19 protein-coding genes and 1 pseudogene are annotated in these 18,555 nt (G+C 38.0%); 5 read left to right on the top strand and 15 right to left on the bottom strand.

Annotated elements, in window-relative coordinates; all coding sequences use genetic code 11:
* Positions 1-16 precede the first annotated feature (16 nt).
* The 15 genes and pseudogenes from FJR06_RS15595 to FJR06_RS15665 form a co-directional block, all read right to left on the bottom strand.
* Positions 17-916, bottom strand: a complete 900-nt coding sequence (locus FJR06_RS15595; RefSeq protein ID WP_168651763.1) for a glycosyltransferase — start codon at positions 914-916, stop codon at positions 17-19.
* Positions 917-933: 17 nt separating this feature from the next.
* A pseudogene (locus tag FJR06_RS15600) lies at positions 934-1,197 on the bottom strand (FkbM family methyltransferase); the annotation flags it as partial.
* Between the two features lie 61 nt (positions 1,198-1,258).
* Positions 1,259-1,936: a class I SAM-dependent methyltransferase gene (locus FJR06_RS15605; protein ID WP_168651764.1), complete on the bottom strand. Its 678-nt coding sequence runs from the start codon at positions 1,934-1,936 to the stop codon at positions 1,259-1,261.
* 88 nt (positions 1,937-2,024) lie between these two features.
* Positions 2,025-3,311 (bottom strand): ABC transporter ATP-binding protein, encoded by a 1,287-nt coding sequence (locus FJR06_RS15610; protein WP_168651765.1) that lies wholly within the window; start codon positions 3,309-3,311, stop codon positions 2,025-2,027.
* Positions 3,312-3,469: 158 nt separating this feature from the next.
* A complete protein-coding gene (locus FJR06_RS15615) occupies positions 3,470-4,081 on the bottom strand; it encodes a retropepsin-like aspartic protease (RefSeq protein WP_168651766.1) in 612 nt (203 codons plus the stop codon).
* A gap of 138 nt (positions 4,082-4,219) precedes the next feature.
* Positions 4,220-4,309, bottom strand: coding sequence for a DUF29 domain-containing protein (locus FJR06_RS24015; protein ID WP_148279050.1), 90 nt, complete (start codon positions 4,307-4,309; stop codon positions 4,220-4,222).
* A gap of 14 nt (positions 4,310-4,323) precedes the next feature.
* Complete coding sequence (locus tag FJR06_RS15625; RefSeq protein ID WP_168651767.1) at positions 4,324-4,788, bottom strand: DUF29 domain-containing protein; 465 nt, start codon at positions 4,786-4,788, stop codon at positions 4,324-4,326.
* A 43-nt stretch (positions 4,789-4,831) separates the two neighbouring features.
* Entirely contained in the window at positions 4,832-5,629 is a 798-nt protein-coding gene (locus FJR06_RS15630) for a Uma2 family endonuclease (protein ID WP_168651768.1), read from the bottom strand.
* 474 nt (positions 5,630-6,103) lie between these two features.
* Positions 6,104-6,940, bottom strand: a complete 837-nt coding sequence (locus FJR06_RS15635) for an ABC transporter permease (RefSeq protein ID WP_015080490.1) — start codon at positions 6,938-6,940, stop codon at positions 6,104-6,106.
* A gap of 143 nt (positions 6,941-7,083) precedes the next feature.
* A complete protein-coding gene (locus tag FJR06_RS15640; protein ID WP_015080489.1) occupies positions 7,084-7,704 on the bottom strand; it encodes a hypothetical protein in 621 nt (206 codons plus the stop codon).
* Positions 7,705-7,761: 57 nt separating this feature from the next.
* Positions 7,762-8,217 (bottom strand): DUF29 domain-containing protein, encoded by a 456-nt coding sequence (locus FJR06_RS15645; protein WP_015080488.1) that lies wholly within the window; start codon positions 8,215-8,217, stop codon positions 7,762-7,764.
* Between the two features lie 95 nt (positions 8,218-8,312).
* Entirely contained in the window at positions 8,313-9,269 is a 957-nt protein-coding gene (locus FJR06_RS15650; RefSeq protein ID WP_168651769.1) for a GDP-mannose 4,6-dehydratase, read from the bottom strand.
* Positions 9,270-9,276: 7 nt separating this feature from the next.
* Positions 9,277-9,702 (bottom strand): hypothetical protein, encoded by a 426-nt coding sequence (locus FJR06_RS15655; RefSeq protein WP_168651770.1) that lies wholly within the window; start codon positions 9,700-9,702, stop codon positions 9,277-9,279.
* 190 nt (positions 9,703-9,892) lie between these two features.
* Positions 9,893-11,158, bottom strand: a complete 1,266-nt coding sequence (locus FJR06_RS15660) for a glycosyltransferase family 4 protein (RefSeq protein ID WP_371260405.1) — start codon at positions 11,156-11,158, stop codon at positions 9,893-9,895.
* Between the two features lie 661 nt (positions 11,159-11,819).
* The gene (locus FJR06_RS15665) at positions 11,820-13,118 is read right to left on the bottom strand and encodes a competence/damage-inducible protein A (protein WP_168651773.1); all 1,299 of its coding nucleotides are present in this window, start codon (positions 13,116-13,118) and stop codon (positions 11,820-11,822) included.
* A 218-nt stretch (positions 13,119-13,336) separates the two neighbouring features.
* On the opposite strand from FJR06_RS15665, the gene FJR06_RS15670 reads away from it, so the two are divergent.
* The 5 genes from FJR06_RS15670 to FJR06_RS15690 all read left to right on the top strand — a co-directional run bounded on the left by FJR06_RS15670 (position 13,337) and on the right by FJR06_RS15690 (position 18,358).
* On the top strand, positions 13,337-13,543 hold the full coding sequence (locus FJR06_RS15670) for a glycogen debranching protein (RefSeq protein WP_168651771.1): 207 nt from the start codon (positions 13,337-13,339) through the stop codon (positions 13,541-13,543).
* Between the two features lie 144 nt (positions 13,544-13,687).
* Positions 13,688-14,374: a uracil-DNA glycosylase family protein gene (locus FJR06_RS15675; RefSeq protein ID WP_148764160.1), complete on the top strand. Its 687-nt coding sequence runs from the start codon at positions 13,688-13,690 to the stop codon at positions 14,372-14,374.
* A gap of 192 nt (positions 14,375-14,566) precedes the next feature.
* Positions 14,567-15,424 (top strand): Tab2/Atab2 family RNA-binding protein, encoded by an 858-nt coding sequence (locus FJR06_RS15680; protein WP_371260343.1) that lies wholly within the window; start codon positions 14,567-14,569, stop codon positions 15,422-15,424.
* A 132-nt stretch (positions 15,425-15,556) separates the two neighbouring features.
* Positions 15,557-16,870 (top strand): TldD/PmbA family protein, encoded by a 1,314-nt coding sequence (locus tag FJR06_RS15685; protein ID WP_015080480.1) that lies wholly within the window; start codon positions 15,557-15,559, stop codon positions 16,868-16,870.
* Positions 16,871-16,972: 102 nt separating this feature from the next.
* Positions 16,973-18,358, top strand: coding sequence for a serine/threonine-protein kinase (locus FJR06_RS15690; RefSeq protein ID WP_168651772.1), 1,386 nt, complete (start codon positions 16,973-16,975; stop codon positions 18,356-18,358).
* Positions 18,359-18,555 lie beyond the last annotated feature (197 nt).

Genomic DNA, 18,555 nt, shown 5'->3' on the forward strand with positions numbered 1-18,555 from the left:
GTGTTTAATTTTGATGTCAAAATCTTACGAGTTTATTTTTAATACGTTGTAATAAACTTGGATGACGATTTAGCGATCGCAAATATTTAAAAACTATATTTACCTCCTTGTCATTCAATTTAAGAGATTTTGGCATAGATAATATTTTATCTTGAGTCATTTCACCATCAAACGATGAAGAATCTCCACAATGAGTGCCGCTACCATCAAATCCTATATTTGCAACAAGTGATTTATTAGGGAAAAGCGTTAAGCCATCCAACATAAATGTACTTAAATACCAGCGAATAGCCCAAGAGTCAATCTTACCAGCGATTTGAGACTCTAACATATTGAAATAGTTAAACGAACCATTTAAATCAAACTTATATTTCTGTTTTTTGTTTGCCTTGATCTGTTTATAACCATTCATTTCAGGATCAAAGTGCTGCCATGCTCGCTGCCACGTAGCCCATCCCCATGAAGTTGTAAATGGAAGAAAGATGGCATCATTATCTGAAGTTAATTTTACAGGGAATATATATCCAGATACCTGGATTACTTTAGACTCTTTTTCATAAAGCTCTAAAGCTTTGTTCATATATTCTAGAAAAAAAGGAGACAAAATTAAATCGTCTTCTAAGACAATAACTTTACCATATTTACTACAAAGTTCTGTAACACCTTGAATAATAGAGTTAGCTAATCCCAGATTCTGCTCCCGTTCAATAATATGAACTTGTCCACACCATTGTTTACTTCTAACTACCTCCCTGACTTGTGTAACAGCTTCTTCATCTTCTGGCTTTTTAGGTGCATCACAAAATATAAATAACTCACTTGATTCTGCACCTTCATTTTGAGCAAGTGATTCTAGTGATTGTTTTGTATGTTCAGGTCTTTTATAAGCAAAAAATGCTATTGGGGCTAAATTCATAAAGTATCAATTTATTACTAATAAGTTTCTAATCTAAAAATTAAAGTTCTCATTGTTTTAGCAAGTAAAACATAGCCTCTTTCCTCTAAAAATAAACATACTTTGGAAGTATTGATATTTTTTAAAGAACTTAATTCCAAATCCTCTACTAAAAGCACTTTAGGTTTATACTTATCCCAGTTATTGGAACTCATAACTTGATAATCTAAACCTTCAACATCAATACTCAAAAAATCAATTGTTTGTTTAGGAGGTAGATGTTGATCTAAAACCTCAGCTAATGTCTGAGTTTTTTGTAGTTAGTTTTTGAAAAATCTGCCGACTGAGTATGTAAATCTTTACTCATATTTTTATGTTGTCATATCTATCATACTCACGACGTAAGCTACCAATACCAAAGTGTGGACTCTTACCTGATAACGGCTTGAGTGAAAATGTTTTTTGTAAAAAAAGCGAAGTTGTTTTGGTATAGTAAACTATTGGTGTTAACCCAAAAAAGTCCACTTGAATCAAATTATTATTTCTCAGTGCTGAACACAATTCTGGATATCTTTCGGAGTCATCAAGTATTATTAAACCATCATTAGATAAATACTTTATTGCAACCTCAGCAGAGTCATATCGATAAGCTCCGTCAATCACTATTAAGTCATACAGTATATTTCCACTTTCTATGAAATTAACGTATTCAGATTTTTGTTCTTTCAAAATAATGTTTAAATTACTTGATTTTGATTTACTGATTACTTCAAACCATGAAGCATCTTTTTCGACACTAGTAACGCTCTTAGCTAATGATGCCCAGAATATAGAACTGTTACCACTTCCATATTCAAATATATTTTTATCACTAAAATCAAACTGTTTTAAATACTCAATAGCTGGGTATGTATACCAAGGGATTGGATTTAAGTCACTGTCAACCGGTTTGCCCAACAGAACTGATTGATGATGACCATAATCATTTTCAAAAAGATTAATAATAGAAATGATTTTGTCAAGACCAATTTCATTGGACATTTTGGAAATACGAACTATGTTCTTAATAGTTCTATATTTATTTATTAAATGTTGTCGAAAATTTTTTATCATCAGCTTATTTTTTCGATTAATTACTCAGGACTGTATCTTTAATAGAGAAAGTATAATCTAGTAAAAAGTTTCCTTGCATTGTCGGAGGTAATTTACCTGTTCCATAAAAGTCACCCCCCTCAACCTCAAAAAAACCAGCATTTGCAATCCAATCAGATACAGTACCGTTGACGGTACTAAAAATAGTAAAGCCGTACCTTCCGGGTGTTAAAGGCAGTTTATCTAATTCTATTACTATGGACTGTGCATCTGCTTGTACCTCATCTAAATCTGAACCTCTAACTTCTGTACTAAGGTTTGTAATTCTTTCTCCTATTTGGTTATCAATGCCTAATGCAATATTTAAATTCTTTAAGGTTTGTTGGGTATTATTTCTAAAACCAAGAATGATTCTTACTTTTTGACCACTATAGAAATAAGTTACATTTTCCCCTTTCTCATTTTGAAATTCTACTGATATAAATCTAATTTTGCCATCACCTTTTCTATCTTTTCTATCTTCTAGAGAGATACTTAATAAATTTGTCGAGGTGCTAAGATACTTGCTGATAACTATTTGTGTTTGAGCATCATTGACTAATTCGCCTTGATTCAGCCAAATTGCCCTTTGACATAAATTCTGTATCGCTGCCATCTGATGGCTAACAAATATTACAGTTCTTCCCTCCTTCCCCACATCCTCCATCTTCCCTAAACACTTCTTCTGAAACTGAGCATCCCCCACCGCCAAAACCTCATCCACAATCAAAATCTCTGGCTCTAAATGTGCCGCTACCGCAAACGCCAACCGCACATACATCCCCGAAGAATAGCGCTTCACTGGCGTATCCAGAAACTTCTCCACCTCCGCAAACGCCACAATTTCATCAAACTTCCGCTTAATCTCCTCCTTACCCATACCCAGAATAGCACCATTGAGAAATATATTCTCTCTCCCTGTCAACTCTGGATGAAAACCTGTTCCCACCTCCAATAAACTCGCTACCCTACCCTTAATTTTAATACTCCCTTTTGTCGGTTCTGTAATGCGGCTTAAAATCTTCAATAGTGTTGATTTACCCGCCCCATTGCGCCCAATAATCCCAACTCTATCACCTTGTTTAATATCAAAGGATACATCCTTTAAAGCCCAAAATTCCTCAAAAGCAGGATTTTCATTCTTAGCTTCAGGATTGATTAAACTACCAATAGATTTAACTTTATTAGTAATCACATCTCGCAGTGCTGTATAGCGTTCCTGCTTTTGATGGCCAATAATATATTTTTTGCCTAGATTTTCAACGCGAATAACTGTATCTGACATAAGTATTAATTTATCAATTTGAAAATTATTGATTTGACGGCTTATATATCTCAAGATTAAGCTAAATTTAGCATTTAATTATAGAAGTAGCCAAATTACCCACCTATAGTATATTATTAGCTCACTTATAACACACTTATTTTATAAGTTGCCAGTAGTTATCCCCTATATTTGAATAGGATTTTCTCCTCAGCTTGTTTAAATTCAATATCAAATAAATCAAACACAACTTCCCTACCCAATAAAACTTCTTGGCAATCCTCATTTTGTAACCAGGCAACAGGAGCAGAAAAGGTATAATTGTCAATCTGCATTTCAACTTGTCGGAGTACATATTGTACACTCCCCCCTACTCCTTCTCCATTACTCAGAACTTCTCCTTGAGAGAGGGCATATCCTAAGTCTGTGCCTAAATAAAATGTAATTAGGCTAATATCCGAACCAGAATCTACAAGCATTTCCAGAATTTTAGAATTTTGAAAATTTAGACAGACTTCGTATTTTGGCTGCCAATCATGTTTTTTGACTGTTCTAAAACGCACTGGTAAAAACTTCACTGGCTCAATAAATTCGTTCTCGTAGATCCGTTCAGTGATGTAGTCAGAAGATTTTAAGTTCTGAAGGTCAATTTGCTGTGTCATGATTCTATAATCTTGGTGATGAGCTATTACACCATCCTTAGTGTAAATAATCCATTCTCCACGATATTGTTTTAGTTTTCGGTAATTTGCTTTACGCCATTCTTTGGCACTATTGTATTTTTCGTTCATATTTAACTGAGTTTATAAACATCATACAGCACTTTCCGGTGTTATGAGGTACATATCCAGCGAGCAAGATGCCCGCACTACAATAGTTTCATAGTTCAAGTTTGTACCTCATTAGAGCGAAATCTGCTGTAATAACTATTATGATGGAAACCATTCAGGATTGAGAATTTCTCTTAAAGAATAAGGACAAGTTTCAGGGAAAGATAATGGTGGATTTATCTGATACATGATTGATTAGCTCACTACATAGCTTTTTCAAAATCATCTGTAGTGTTACACAAGAATTCAGGATTTAATATTTCTTGTATATCATAAGGACAAATTTCTGAAAACGTACTTAATACTAAACCTGTTTCTGCTGATGCTTCTCTTCTCGCATTTCGATAAGCTTTGGGTAAAATATCAGGAATGTATTGTTTCAAACTTGGTTTTTCATTGAGTATATCTTGTAAATCATCTCTTTGGTTGGCAATGGTGGTAAACCAACTAATAGAACGTTTAGAAGATTGGTATTGCCATTTTAGCAAATGAGGTAATAAAATTATTAACCGATTTTTCAACTCATTTTTTTCACTAATGCCCATACTATCTAACTCTTCTGCCAAGTTCTCCCAATCCAAAGCTGTGATATCTCGACTAGCTAAGGCTAATTTTTGTTGAGTTAACCAATCCATGAAATCTGTTTCGTAGAGAGGTGATTTAGACATAAAATTAGTAATGATTACCTTTGTACCGGACAATTTTTCAACCCTATTGATCATTAGGTAAGCTGATACCTTGTTCTAATAACAATTGTCGTAATTTAGCTACTTCTAATTCAGCAGAATCTGCCCGTTGCTTTTCCTGTTCTGCCCGTTGCTTTTCTCGCTCTTCTGGAGTAGGCAACCAATTATTCTCTTGATCATACCAACGTAACCACTGTCTAGTTAGTCCTTGATATTCTCCCTCCCATAACCCTAAACCTAATTCAGCTTCTTCTAGCCATACCCCTAATCCATTAATAGAGAGCGGTTGATAACGGTTCGTTACCAAACCATAACAGTGAAACTCGTCAGTATAACGGTTATAGACAAAATAATAGGGGATTCTGAGAATTTGCTCATATACTGTCCATTTATTAGGAGGTTGATTAACTTCCCGTAAATTTTTATTTCTCCCTAAGTCTTCGTTTTCTGTTCCTGGAGATATTAATTCTACCACCACAAAGGGATACGTTCCTTCATACCAAGTAACATAGCTTAATCTTAGTTCTGTTTGTTCATAAAAACGGGATACCCCCAAAACTGCAAACCAATCAGGGCGTTTGTACCATTGTGTATGCTTGCTGTCATAGTATAAATTTAAGTCACTACCTGTAAATACATTATCTTCTGCATAAGAAGGTGGACGAAAAGTGCTACGCAATAATTCTGGTTGTAAAAGGTGAAATTCGTCTGGCAACCCTGGCTCCTCTGGATCTTCGCTAGGTAAATCATACATGGTTGGCAGTGTTTGTTGAGGAGGTAATGGCTCATAGCTGGGTTTGTTATACACATCGCTTTGATACATTGTTAATTATCTCCTGTATTTAATCACTGTTGCCATAGGTCTTAATCCCAGAATAATGTAGTGTTTCGTAGTCAATAGTAGGAAATATTTTCCTGCTATTGACGTTTGCGGTCGGTTTGACCAGTCATTATTTCTAAGTAAAGTTTGCTTCAACCTAGTTATCTAAGCTTGTTAGGGTAAAGACACTTTCCTTTCGGAATGTTTAATCAGTACCGACAGATCATGGAACTAGCGAATCCCAAGGTGTCATGACTTAAATAACGTTTACCCTTTGACTACCCTTCGACATAGCTCAGGGCAAGTCGCTCAGGGTGGTCTGGTTCACATCTAATCCGTATTACTACTTTTTAGAATGATCCCAAGATTCAACTATAGATTGATTATCACTGACATAACCATGAAATCTTGTTCTTAGAGAGAGAATTCAGACAGAAAATATCAGTGAAAATAACTTTTCCATTCTAGCAAATGATCTTAAATAACATCTGCAAACGTTCGTTCCATCTTCCGAAAATACCAAATTCCACTCACTAATAGTAAAACAACTAGAGCCATAGAGAGAATAAAACCTGGTAAATATAACTGGGAGTTACCGCCCAAAATTGCCCACCGAAAACCATCAATTACTCCCACCATTGGATTTAAGGAGTAGAGAAACCGCCACTTTTCAGGAACAATAGTGCTACTAAATCCTACGGGTGAAATGTATAAACCAAACTGGACAATAAATGGGACAATAAACCGAAAATCTCGATACTGGACATTTAAGGAAGCTAACCATAATCCTGCACCCATTGAAGCAGCAAAGGCCACACCAATAAATAATGGTAAGGTTAAAATTCGCCAAGTGGGAACAAAGTTATACCAAGCCATTAAAGCCAATAAAATTATCCCAGAAATCATAAAATCCACAAAGCTAACTACTACCGCGCTAGTAGGTACTACCAATCTGGGAAAATAGACTTTTGATAGTAAATTGGCATTACCAATTAAACTATTACTACACTCTGAGAGGGAATTGGAAAAGAACTGCCAAGGTAACATGGCGGAAAATACGAGAATTGGATAGGGCGCACCTTCAGAAGGTAATTTTGCCAATTGTCCAAATACTACTGTAAATACTACCATTGTCAAAAAAGGGCGAATTAGCGCCCAAACAATCCCAATGGCTGTTTGTTTATATCTAACTAAAATATCTCGCCAAGCTAGGAAGTAAAATAGTTCTCTATATCGCCATAAATCTTGCCAGTATTGCTTTTCTGTCCGCCCTGCTTCAATTATTAGTTCTGGTGGAGAAGTGGTTTCTTTCATGACTCTGATCTAGCTAACCTCATATTTACCATCATTTTCACGACATCTTGTATTTTATAAGAACATAGGCTGAAAACCCCGGAATTAACTCGTAGTTTTCTGTTTTTCAATAGCAGTTAGGTTTATCTAATTCCTTTCAAAAACTAGATTTGCTTCCGATTGAACTCTGACTTAATTAGACTCACAAATACACTAATAATTTTTTCTGGTTGATTTATATAATACTCATCTAAATCAACTACCACTAGATTACCAGTTAATTGCAAAAACACCCATTGATTGCCATTGGTAACACAACCATAAATATTTTCAACATTATTTCCCTCCGATTGATTTAATTGAGCAGCAGCAATCATTTCGGCAATACATTGAGCGAATCCTTGTTTAAGATTATCATTTTTCGCCTCCACCAAAGCAATCACAGGAGATGTCACATATAACTGTTGAGATGATAGACCGATTAAGAAATCGCAAAATCCATTTAAACCTTGCTCAATATTAACATTAAAATCAATTCCTGAGAATAAACTAATTTTATTATCTAATAATCTTCTTACTTCAATTAAAACAGGGGCAATAATCATTTCTGATTTGGCTTTCTCTGTACTAATTGCTTGAGCTAAGGGAATATTATTTTGTAAGTATTTGATAAAAAAAGCATCAACTGTTAACTGGTCGAAAGCAGTGAAAACATTTGTTCTTTCTTCAATATTAATGCCAAATATTTTAGTGATTCTCTCTAGAGTAAAGTCACTATAAGCCATTTCTTATAACCTTAATTTTGCTTAATGTTTTGGCTAAGTTTATAAACATAATAAATATTATGATGGCAACCATTCAGGATTGAGAATTTCTGTTAAAGAATAAGGACAAGTTTCAGGGAATATTGTTGGAGATAGTTCAGATTTACGAATTGTATTATTTCTAGCTTTGGTGTAAATTTTATCTATGATTTTTTCACAATGATTATAAAGAACTTTAGACTCTAATAATAAATCTAATTCAGACCTAAAATTATCAATTTCTTCAATCCATCCTTTGGCACAATAGAATCTCTCTGCTTCCCAATATTGATAAAGAAGTAAATGCTTAATAAGTTGTCTCAAGTAACTTTCTACTTTACGCCTTTGTTCGTTTCCCAATGCAGTGATTTCCTCAATCAAATGTTCCCAGTCAATATTTTCTAAATCCCGATTTTGCAGTTGGGTAAGGGTAATATCCAACCACTCCGGATAATCTTGTTCATAAATCTCACAATTTGCTTGTGTAGGTGGCATTTTACTTACTCAATTACAGTTGATGTTTGATTTCAATCTCAGGGATGTTTCACTTAACTATTTTAGCAAAAGTTCCCGACTGGATCAGATTTTTTTCATGATTCTAATCTCGCGTCTACCATCATTTTCACCACATCCTGCATTTTATATCTAGCTTCCCATCCTAACTGGTTCTTAGCCTTACTCGGATTACCTCTACCCACAGCCAAATCTGTAGGTCTGAACAGGTTACTATCAACTACTACATGATCATGCCAATCTAAGTTTAAAGATAGAAATGCTGCCGCGACAAAATCTTCCAGGGAAGTGCTTTCTCCCGTTGCAATTACATAATCATCTGGCTGTGATTGTTGCAACATTAAATACATGGCTTCCACATATTCTTGCGCCCAACCCCAGTCCCGCTGAATTGACATATTACCTAAATATAATTTTTCCTTACTACCTTGGGCAATGCGACAGGCAGTAGCAATAATTTTTTGAGTGACAAATCTTTCTGGACGCAGGGGAGATTCATGATTAAATAAAATTCCTGAACAGGCAAATAAACTATAAGCTTCTCGGTAGTTAGCTACTTCCCAAAAAGCAGCGGCTTTAGCTACAGCATAAGGACTTCTAGGACGGAATGGAGTATTTTCTGCTGCTGCTACATTGCCAGTATCACCAAAGCATTCACTCGAACCTGCATTATAAAGTTTAATGGTCGCGCCTAAAAACCGAATGGCTTCTAATAAATTTAGTGTGCCTGTAGCTATGCTTTCTAATGTTTCTACAGGTTGTCCAAAAGATAAACCGACGGAAGTTTGTCCGGCCAAATTATAGACTTCATCTGGTTGGATTTTTGTCAGTACCTGTAAGACGCTACGGAAGTCAGTCAAGGACATTGACTCCAGCTTTACTTGGTCTTTAATTCCTAAGTGGACTAAATTCTGGAAAGGAGAAATTTGGGCATCTCTGGAAGTTCCACAGACTGTATAGCCTTGTTTTAGCAGCAATTGCGCCAGATAAGCTCCATCTTGTCCAGATACTCCACAAATGAGAGCTTTTTTCATATCAATATCAATTCATTACCCAGAAGTCTTTAACACTGTTACCCCCAAGCATCCGAGATTGTCTGTAGGTAAATTCTCCCACAGAAGGATTACGATGGGGATGAATTACACCTGTTGCTTGTTGCCAAAGTTCGGCTGGGGCAAGAGATATCTCATACTTAGATCCATGCTTATGCACATGATACCATTTTGTTTCCTGGCACTCTTCGCACCAAAAAGCCTCTAACCACTCACCAGTTAAAGAAATTGTAGTTTTATTGGCGACTAAAATCATCGCTTCTCGACGAGCAATACCCCGCTCTTGTAGTTGTCCGGCTTGTTCGGCAAATAGCCCGTGTTTTTGACTAACACTATCTATATAGCAGCCATGTATGGGACAATGGATAGCCCTGCGTTGGGAACGTTTCCGATTTCGCTCACACCTTTTCTGCACTTTGGCCTCCTGATCACTAACTAAACAATAGATCGTAAGAAGGTTGCATGGGAGGGACTGAGATCAAAAAGACCATCAAAGCCCAACTCCTGATTCAACATCGTCTGAGGTATTAAATTTTGTTAACTGAGTTGTCTTAAATTTACTGAATTTGTTCACACACTGACGTTGATAACGCTGGAGTGACATTTCAAATTATAGCTTGTTCTAACACATTGATGTATTGTTTAGCGATGATTTCTGGCGTAAAGTTTGACTGCAAATATTCGCGGGAGGCATTACCCATTTTTTCTGCAAGTTGGCGATCGCTCTTTAAGTTGAGAATAAACTTAGATAGACTATCACTGTCTCCATTGTCAATGCTAATACCAAACTCACCATCTGCTATTAGCTGTCGCAAGTAGGAATCTTTTGGACAAATAGCTGCTATGGGTCTTCCCGCAGCTAAAGCTGGATAGAGTTTGCTAGGAGCAACTAAACTTTCTAAACCTTCTTCTACACTGACTAAGGATAAATCGCAAGCTGTCAAGGAATAGGGTAGCACACTTTTGTCTTGATAGGGGAGAAAGAGAAAGTTTTTTAATCCTAAACGAGTCACATCTTGAATAAAGCTTTCACGTTTGGGTCCACCACCAATACAAACGAATTGAATCGGTTCATCTTGTAATTTTTGAGCAGTTGCCAAAATTGTATCCGTATCATGACACCGACCCATATTACCAGAATAAAGAATTGTAAATTTGGTGTCCAAATTATGTTGTTTGGCAAACCAGTTTTTTTCTTTGGCAATGGGGACAATTAACTCAGAATCCCCCCAACTGTGAATCACAGACACCTTATCAGCCACTTCTGGACAGATTGCTATGACTCTCTCTTTCATAGCAGGACTCAGCACAATAATCCCTTGGGATTTTTGCCAAATCTGGCGGTTGACTGCCCACCAAAACTTAGCTAACCAGTGCTTTTTGGAAACTACTCCTAAAGCGATCGCAATATCTGGATATAGATCATAAATTAAGCATATATAGGGAAATCTTAATAACAAATGAGCGAAATATCCGGCTATTGATAAAAAAGGAGGTGCTGAAGTTAATAGAAATACATCATTTTTGCGAGCATTCTTGATAATATGGAGAAAAGTCCGCAATGTAAATAAAACACCATTCACAGCCTTCCCGCGAATCCTCTTAGACCAAAGCTGAGTAGATCGGGATCTTTGGACGCGAATGTTGCCTAATTGCTCTAAGGCTGGGGCTTTAGCCGTAGTAAAAGCGTACCCTGGTTGTCCAGTAAATACTCTAATCATGATTCCTTGTTTCTCAAGCTGTTTCACTAGTTCTTCAATCAACTGTCCGGTTGCAGCATAGTCTGGAGGAAAAAACTCGGTGATTACAGACAAAGTAGTTAGTTTATGATATAAAGTATCACTAACTTCAGAAGGCATAACAGCCTGCATTGAATGCAAAGAAGATTTTAGAGAACTCTTATGATTTGACATTGTTTTAGTTGTAATAGTAGATACGCTATCACTATTTAACTCTGTATGAGTTTTTGTTAAATATTGATTCTCGTTGATGAGAAGATAAGAATTGGAATTTTTCTGCCTTTAATTTGGTGCCATTCTTTATTATAAGTCCATTAAAAAACTTGAAAATGAAACAAACCACTAATATTGATACTTTCAGGGCTAAAGCCGCTGAGTTTACCACTTACCCCGATGTTTTATGAATCTCTGCGTCAAAAGTTTAACTCTATAACCGTCATAACCTTACCCTCTTCATTAGCTATTGTCAAGCATTATCTGGATGAAACTGTCACAAAGTATAAATATTGAGTCATGGAAAATCAGTATAAAAGAGACATCTGAATCGCAAGTAAGGCATCATTAAAAATAGGGAAAAGGACTGGTAACCGCTCAATAATTCGGGGTAAATCGTTCAATGACAAGCCTCAAATGGCGTAAAATCGTTCCCGAATAGGTAGTCCGCCCCCATTTACTGAGCAGATACAAGGACTGTGTAATCTGGTGTTTTAATTTTTAATTCCGGCTTGCGGTACTAGTACATCACGGCGTAAATAAAGCAACCATATTCAATCGCCAAAAAGTCTACTGTATATTAGTTTTGACTTTTGACTTTTGACTTTTGACTTCCGCCCTGCGGTACTAGCCTTTTTTGCAACTGTCGCCGCAGATTATCCAAAGCTGCATTTGCACTCACATAACGAATTAAAGACCGTCCCCGAATTGTTCCGAAGCGATGTTCAAAACTGATTACTTCGTTGCCAGGACCAGCCAAACCAATATAGACTAAACCCACTGGTTTGGTTTGGGTTCCCCCGGTCGGTCCAGCAATGCCTGTAATACTTAATCCCCAAGTAGTTGAGAGCCGATTTTTAACACCAATAGCCATTTGTTCAGCTACTGTCGCACTCACTGCGCCAAATTCCTCTAAATCCTCTGCTTTGACCCCTAATAGTCCAATTTTTACGGAGTTGGCGTAGGAAATTACTCCACCCCAAAAGTAATCAGAACTACCGGAAATTTCTGTTAACATTTGCCCCAGTCCCCCACCGGTGCAAGATTCAGCGACAGATAGGGTTTCTCCCGCAGACCTTAATAAATTACCAACAACAGCAGCGAGGGTGTCATTATCAATGCCATAATAATCTAAGCCAGCAATTTCTATGAGTTGTTTTTCAATGGGTGTAATTAAAGCTTCTGCGGTTGTTGCGTCTGTGGCTTTGGCGGAAATTCGCAGTCTGACCTCTCCCTTGCCCGCATAGGGGGCTACTGTGGGGTTAGTTAAGTCAAAATAAGGGGCTACTTTTTCGGCTAAAGCTGATTCTCCAATTCCCCAAAATCTTAAACTACGACTATAAATAATTTCCTTTCCCCAACCTTGACTTTTCAGAAAAGGTACGGCGGTTTCTGTCCACATTCGATACATTTCGCTGGGAACACCAGGGAAGGTAAAAATAGTTAATCCCGGACGAGGTTGCCAAATAATACCTGGTGCTGTTCCTGTGGGGTTGGGTAAAATTTCTGCACCTTGGGGAATTAAGGCTTGTTTGCGATTATTGGCAGACATTACTCGTCCCCGTTGGGCAAATTTTTCGGTTATATCTTCGATAATATCGGCTCGTTCTATTAAAGGTACGCCAAAAAAATCAGCGATAGTTTCGCAGGTGAGATCATCGGGTGTGGGGCCTAAACCACCGGTAAAAATGATAATTTGTACTCTGGAAGCGGCAATTTCGATCACTTCTTTGAGTCTGTCTGGATTATCCCCGACGACGGTTTGATAGTAGTGAGGAATGCCTAACTGTGCTAACTGCTGGGCAAGATATTGGGCATTGCTGTTGAGGATATCTCCTAGCAGCATTTCTGTACCAACGCAAATAATTTCTGCACTCATGGGGGTTAAGAAGGAATTAGGAATGGGAATTTGGGAGGAACTGGTGATATTAAATACTCGGTTAAATATAGGACTAATATTTGATTTTAACAATCAGGTATTTCCATATCTATATCTATCACGCTTCTTTCCCTGTTAACTATTTTTGTACATAAATTCAACAAACATTATAAAATTAAAGATGGCGGTTTTAACACGATATTTTCAAAGTATAAACTATGAATATTTGGGTAAATGAACAAATTGATCCTTCTGGGCTGATTCACGCCTGTATTGCCTGTTGTGATGAATCTCAGGCTAAAGATTGTCATGAGTCGTTTAAGACTAATCTCACCAACTCTCAAAAGGCAGAGGGCTGGATTGCCAAATTAAGGATAGTTAAATCTTGGGATGATGTGCCAGTTAATGCTTTAAAACTTGATTAATTAGAGTGTGCTGTCTGGAAAAAAGGGCGATACTTGTGAGGAGGTAGACAAAGCCCCAATCTAATTCTGTCTCTATTAATTGATAGGATGGGTGGTAATATTTGCGTTAATATTCTGGAGTTTCCAGTTACCATTCTAAATTCCATGCAGCATGAAACTCAACTTAGTTTATTTGATAACTCTAGCTTAAACCAAAAAGAGCTAATTACTACCAGTAATAAAATTCCCATTCCGCCGGGAACTTATGACAATGTAGAGGAATTGACAAAACATTGCAATGGCTGTCAGCGTTGTGCATTAAGTGAAAACCGGACTCATGCTGTGGTCGGACGTGGTAATCTCCAAGCGGAAATTATGATTATTGGGGAAGCACCGGGAAAAAATGAGGATGAAACAGGTTTACCATTTGTAGGTAGATCAGGACAATTACTAGAAAGTATCTTAGCTTCAGTAAATTTAAGTACAGAAAAAGATATATATATTGCCAATATTTGCAAGTGTAGACCACCGGAAAACCGTGTACCAACTAATGAAGAAGCTGCTGCTTGTAAACCATATTTATTTGAGCAGATTCGCCTAGTTGACCCCAAAATTATCTTATTAACAGGTGCAACTTCTGTGAAAGGTGTCATTGGTGACAAACGCCCGATTACTAAAATTCGCGGTCAATGGTTAGAGTGGGAAGGGCGTTTATGTATGCCTATTTTTCATCCCTCTTACTTGTTGCGTAACCCTTCACGGGAACAAGGAAAGCCTAAATGGTTAATGTGGCAAGATATACAGGTGGTTCGGGCTAAGTTTGATGAATTCAAAAATCAGGATCAAAATTAAGTAGGTTGGCGTTAAAAATTGTCGTTATGACTAGGGAACAGGGAACAGGGAATAGGGAATAATTTTCCCAATTACCAATTACCAATTACCAATGACCAATTACCAATGCTCCTGTAAGTTGGTAAAGTTAGGAAATTACAAAATATCAAGTCATCAGATTTTTACCACTAAAACATGGGCAGCCAGAGAAAAATGTATTGGGAACTCGATTTTTACTCCCGTCCGATTTTGGACGAAAATCAGAAAAAAGTATGGGAAATGTTAGTGTGTGAAAGTCCTGTAGATATTGGTACACAAACGGATTCTCTGTTTCGCTATGCTAAATATTGCCCAAGTACCCAGGTAAATTCGGGTTGGCTACGGACAGCAATCCAGGAAGCGATAGAAGAAGCCGGTGCTTCCCCCACCAAAATCCGCTTTTTCCGCCGCCAAATGAATAACATGATTACAAAATCCTGTGAAGATGTGGGAGTACCCGCTGTACCAAGTCGGCGGACTTTGGTTCTTAATCAGTGGATACAGCAGCGCATGAAGGAAGTCTACCCCCAAGAACCGGGATATCAGGGAGTAGCCAATCCTTCTGTGCGTTTGGATAAGCCCTTACCTCAACGTTTACCAGATGCTTTAGAAGGAAAACAATGGGCTTTTGTGACATTAGAGGCTAGTGATTTGGCTCAAATGCCGGATTGGGAAATTGGCTTTGGTGAAGCTTTTCCCCTAGAGTTGGCGGAATTACGCCCAGAAACTCGGATTCCGGGAATTTTGATTTTCTCACCCAGGGCTTTACCCATAGCAGGTTGGATGTCTGGTTTAGAAATGGCTTATTTGCACTTTGACACTAAGCAAGGAAATCGCCTGATTTTAGAAACGGGGGCTACGGAAAGTTGGGTTGTGGCTAATATTCGCACTCCCGAACTTTTAGCAGAAGCACAGGGCTTTACTGTAGCTAAGGAACAGGCTAATGGGGTGCATTTTATTGGTGTCCAGTCTGATCCTCAATCTCAAGATTTTGCGGGATTTTGGCTATTACAAGAAATCAATTTGCCCTAATTTGTCAGTGGTCTGTTGTCAGTGGTCAGTTGTCCATTATTTGGAATTTGGTAAGTTGATGACACGCTAATGGGATAATAGACTGCGACGATTAAGCGATTTATATCCAAAATCCATAATTCATAAAGGGACATGGGTTCTGAAAATTTGTTACAAGATACACTGGCTCAACAACTGCTAGAACTTGCCCTCAAGTCTGGTGCTGAGGCTGCGGAAGTGTATCAATCACGATCGCTTTCTCGACCAGTTTTTTTTGAAGCCAACCGTCTCAAACAACTAGAAACCAGTCAAGCTGAGGGGACAGCCCTGCGGCTATGGCGGGATGGTTGTCCCGGTTTGGCGGTGGCTTATGGCGATGTTGATCCCCAAGCTATGGTGGAAAAATCTTTGGCACTGAGTCAATTAAATCCACCAGAAATAGTAGAATTAGGGACTCATGCTGGGACATCCTATCCCGATTTAGGCACATCTGTATCCGTAGAAATGTTGATTAAATGGGGCAAGGAGGCGATCGCCCTAATTCGTGATGTCTATCCAGATATTCTTTGTCATAGTGACTGGGAATGCGATATAGAAAACACCAAACTCATTAACAGCAAGGGTTTAAATTCTCACCACACTGACACTACTCTTAGCTGCTATATGTCAGCAGAATGGGTCAGAGGTGATGATTTTCTCAGTGTTGCTGATGGTCAAACCCAACGCGATCAACTCAATCCAGAGAAAGTAGCCAATCAAATTTTACAGCGATTAAATTGGGCTAAAGATAACATTCCTAGTCCCAGTGGTCGCTGTCCTGTATTGTTCACTTCTAAAGCAGCAGATATGCTGTGGGGAACTGTGCAATCAGCTTTGAATGGTAAGCACATCTTGGAAAAAGCTTCTCCCTGGGCTGATAGATTGGGTAAACCAGTTATTGCCCCCACCCTTACCCTGTACCAAAATCCAGCAGCAGGACCTTATAGCTGTCCCTTTGATGATGAAGGTCAACCTACCCAGTCATTAGTATTTATCGAAAATGGGATTTTACGGAATTTTTATAGCGATCGCACTACTGGACGACAATTAAACAGTGGTAGCACTGGTAATGGTTTTCGTCCCGGTTTAGGTAGTTATCCCACACCAGGGCTATTTAACTTCCTAATTCAACCTGGTGATCTTTCCCTCTTAGACTTAATTAGCAAGATGGATGATGGCTTAATTATCGATCAAATGCTAGGTAGTTGTAGCGGACTATCAGGTGATTTTTCCATCAATGTGGATTTGGGATATCGGGTCAAAAATAGTCAAATAATTGGCAGGGTAAAAGATACGATGGTGGCAGGGAATGTCTACACAGCCCTGAAACAAGTGGTGCAACTAGGTGGAGATGCGGATTGGAATGGTTCTTGTTATACACCATCTCTGATAGTAGAAGGACTATCCATTACTGGGAAAAATAGTTAATATTATAACATCCCAGATCCCCGACTTCTTCAAGAAGTCGGGGATCTAACACAACGCAATGATATAATTAGATTCATCTCCACCGTATCTACTATCAAGGGTATGATTATTTGGCAACCAGGGCAACAAATTAATAACGGTAGATTTATCATTCAAGGTAAACCTTTGGGTAGCGGTGGTTTTGGGACTACCTACAAAGCCTTAGAACCTAGCACGGGTAAATTATACGCCATTAAAACTCTCAATCAGCAAATGCAATTGCAAGAGGACTTTGCAGAACAACAGGTTAAGTTTATTAACGAAGCCTTGACAATTAAAGGTTTTGATCATAAGCATATTCTCAAAGTCCATGAAGTCATTCAAGCAGGTGAGCTTTTTGGCGTGGTGATGGAATATATTGATGGAGTAACTTTATTTCAATATCTTCAACAAAAGAGACAACTTGCGGAAAGCGAAGCACTATTATATATAGATCAAATTGGTCAGGCTTTAGAATATATTCACGCTAAAGGCAGTTTACACCGGGACATTAAACCTGCAAATATTCTTTTACGCCAAAATAAACAAGAAGCGGTTTTAATTGATTTTGGTTTAACTCGCAGTATTGCTACTAAAAGTATGACAGCTTCTTTAACAGAAGGTTATGCACCTATTGAACAATATCGTCGGAAAGGGAGTTTTGGACCCCATACCGATGTTTATGCTTTAGCTGCTACTTTATATTATCTGCTGACGGCTGATGGACTCAACAAAGAGGGGGAAGTTAGTCCAGTACCCGCAACTAACCGGAAATATGAGAATGAACCTTTACCCGCACCAAAACATTATAATTCTCGCATTAGTCAGAGGGTGAATGATGCTATTTTGCACGGTATGGAAATAGAACCGGAAAATCGGACTCCAACAGTGTTAAAGTTTCGGGAAAATTTGGGTTTGGTAAGAACCCCACCCCCTAACCCCCTCCCCGCAAGCGAGGAGGGGGGACTAAAATCATCCTGTGGAATGGACTACAGAAAACTGCGTGACTTACTCAAAGCTGGGAAATGGAAAGAAGCAGACGAGGAAACAACAAGGGTAATGTTAGCAGTTGCGAAGCGGGAAAAAGAAAGTTGGTTAGATGTTGAAGATATTGATAATTTTCCCTGTGCAGACCTGCGAACAATTGACCAGTTGTGGGTAAAATACAGTGATGGTAAATTTGGTTTTTCTGTGCAGAAACGGATTTATCAAGGTTTCGGTGGAACGAGAGAATATAATAGCGAAATATGGGAGAAGTTCGGGGACAAGGTAGGATGGAGAACAGGAGGCGACTTTGTGTACTACAAAGATATTACTTTTGACAAGAAAGCACCACTAGGCCACCTACCCTTCGGCGTGTATGAGCTACCTATTTATGACTTTAGCGAGACTTTGTGGTTTTTTGGGAGCGAGCGAGTGGGTGACTTGGGTTTTTTTGTCTTCTCTCGCGTCGAGACTTGTAGACTGTAACATTTAAGGGTTACAGAAAATTATTAAGTCTGAATCAGGATATCCAGGATTAAAGGATTAACAGGATGGTAATTTATAGATGGTTTGTTTGGTGATGAAATTTGCATTTGTCTGAATCAGGATAACCGGGATTAAAGGATTAACAGGATAGTAATTTATAGATGGTTTATTTGGTGATGAAAGTTGTATTTGTCTGA

This window comes from Dolichospermum sp. UHCC 0352, assembly GCF_009711925.1.
GTDB lineage: Bacteria > Cyanobacteriota > Cyanobacteriia > Cyanobacteriales > Nostocaceae > Dolichospermum > Dolichospermum lemmermannii.

Excerpts from the sequence above, each read along its gene's own strand:
- FJR06_RS15595 (WP_168651763.1), bottom strand. The coding sequence starts at position 916 with ATGAATTTAGCCCCAATAGCATTTTTTGCTTATAAAAGACCTGAACAT.
- FJR06_RS15605 (WP_168651764.1), bottom strand. The coding sequence starts at position 1,936 with ATGTCCAATGAAATTGGTCTTGACAAAATCATTTCTATTATTAATCTT.
- FJR06_RS15610 (WP_168651765.1), bottom strand. The coding sequence starts at position 3,311 with ATGTCAGATACAGTTATTCGCGTTGAAAATCTAGGCAAAAAATATATT.
- FJR06_RS15615 (WP_168651766.1), bottom strand. The coding sequence starts at position 4,081 with ATGAACGAAAAATACAATAGTGCCAAAGAATGGCGTAAAGCAAATTAC.
- FJR06_RS24015 (WP_148279050.1), bottom strand. The coding sequence starts at position 4,309 with ATGTATCAGATAAATCCACCATTATCTTTCCCTGAAACTTGTCCTTAT.
- FJR06_RS15625 (WP_168651767.1), bottom strand. The coding sequence starts at position 4,788 with ATGTCTAAATCACCTCTCTACGAAACAGATTTCATGGATTGGTTAACT.
- FJR06_RS15630 (WP_168651768.1), bottom strand. The coding sequence starts at position 5,629 with ATGTATCAAAGCGATGTGTATAACAAACCCAGCTATGAGCCATTACCT.
- FJR06_RS15635 (WP_015080490.1), bottom strand. The coding sequence starts at position 6,940 with ATGAAAGAAACCACTTCTCCACCAGAACTAATAATTGAAGCAGGGCGG.
- FJR06_RS15640 (WP_015080489.1), bottom strand. The coding sequence starts at position 7,704 with ATGGCTTATAGTGACTTTACTCTAGAGAGAATCACTAAAATATTTGGC.
- FJR06_RS15645 (WP_015080488.1), bottom strand. The coding sequence starts at position 8,217 with ATGCCACCTACACAAGCAAATTGTGAGATTTATGAACAAGATTATCCG.
- FJR06_RS15650 (WP_168651769.1), bottom strand. The coding sequence starts at position 9,269 with ATGAAAAAAGCTCTCATTTGTGGAGTATCTGGACAAGATGGAGCTTAT.
- FJR06_RS15660 (WP_371260405.1), bottom strand. The coding sequence starts at position 11,158 with ATGCAGGCTGTTATGCCTTCTGAAGTTAGTGATACTTTATATCATAAA.
- FJR06_RS15665 (WP_168651773.1), bottom strand. The coding sequence starts at position 13,118 with ATGAGTGCAGAAATTATTTGCGTTGGTACAGAAATGCTGCTAGGAGAT.
- FJR06_RS15670 (WP_168651771.1), top strand. The coding sequence starts at position 13,337 with ATGAATATTTGGGTAAATGAACAAATTGATCCTTCTGGGCTGATTCAC.
- FJR06_RS15675 (WP_148764160.1), top strand. The coding sequence starts at position 13,688 with ATGCAGCATGAAACTCAACTTAGTTTATTTGATAACTCTAGCTTAAAC.
- FJR06_RS15680 (WP_371260343.1), top strand. The coding sequence starts at position 14,567 with ATGTATTGGGAACTCGATTTTTACTCCCGTCCGATTTTGGACGAAAAT.
- FJR06_RS15685 (WP_015080480.1), top strand. The coding sequence starts at position 15,557 with ATGGGTTCTGAAAATTTGTTACAAGATACACTGGCTCAACAACTGCTA.
- FJR06_RS15690 (WP_168651772.1), top strand. The coding sequence starts at position 16,973 with ATGATTATTTGGCAACCAGGGCAACAAATTAATAACGGTAGATTTATC.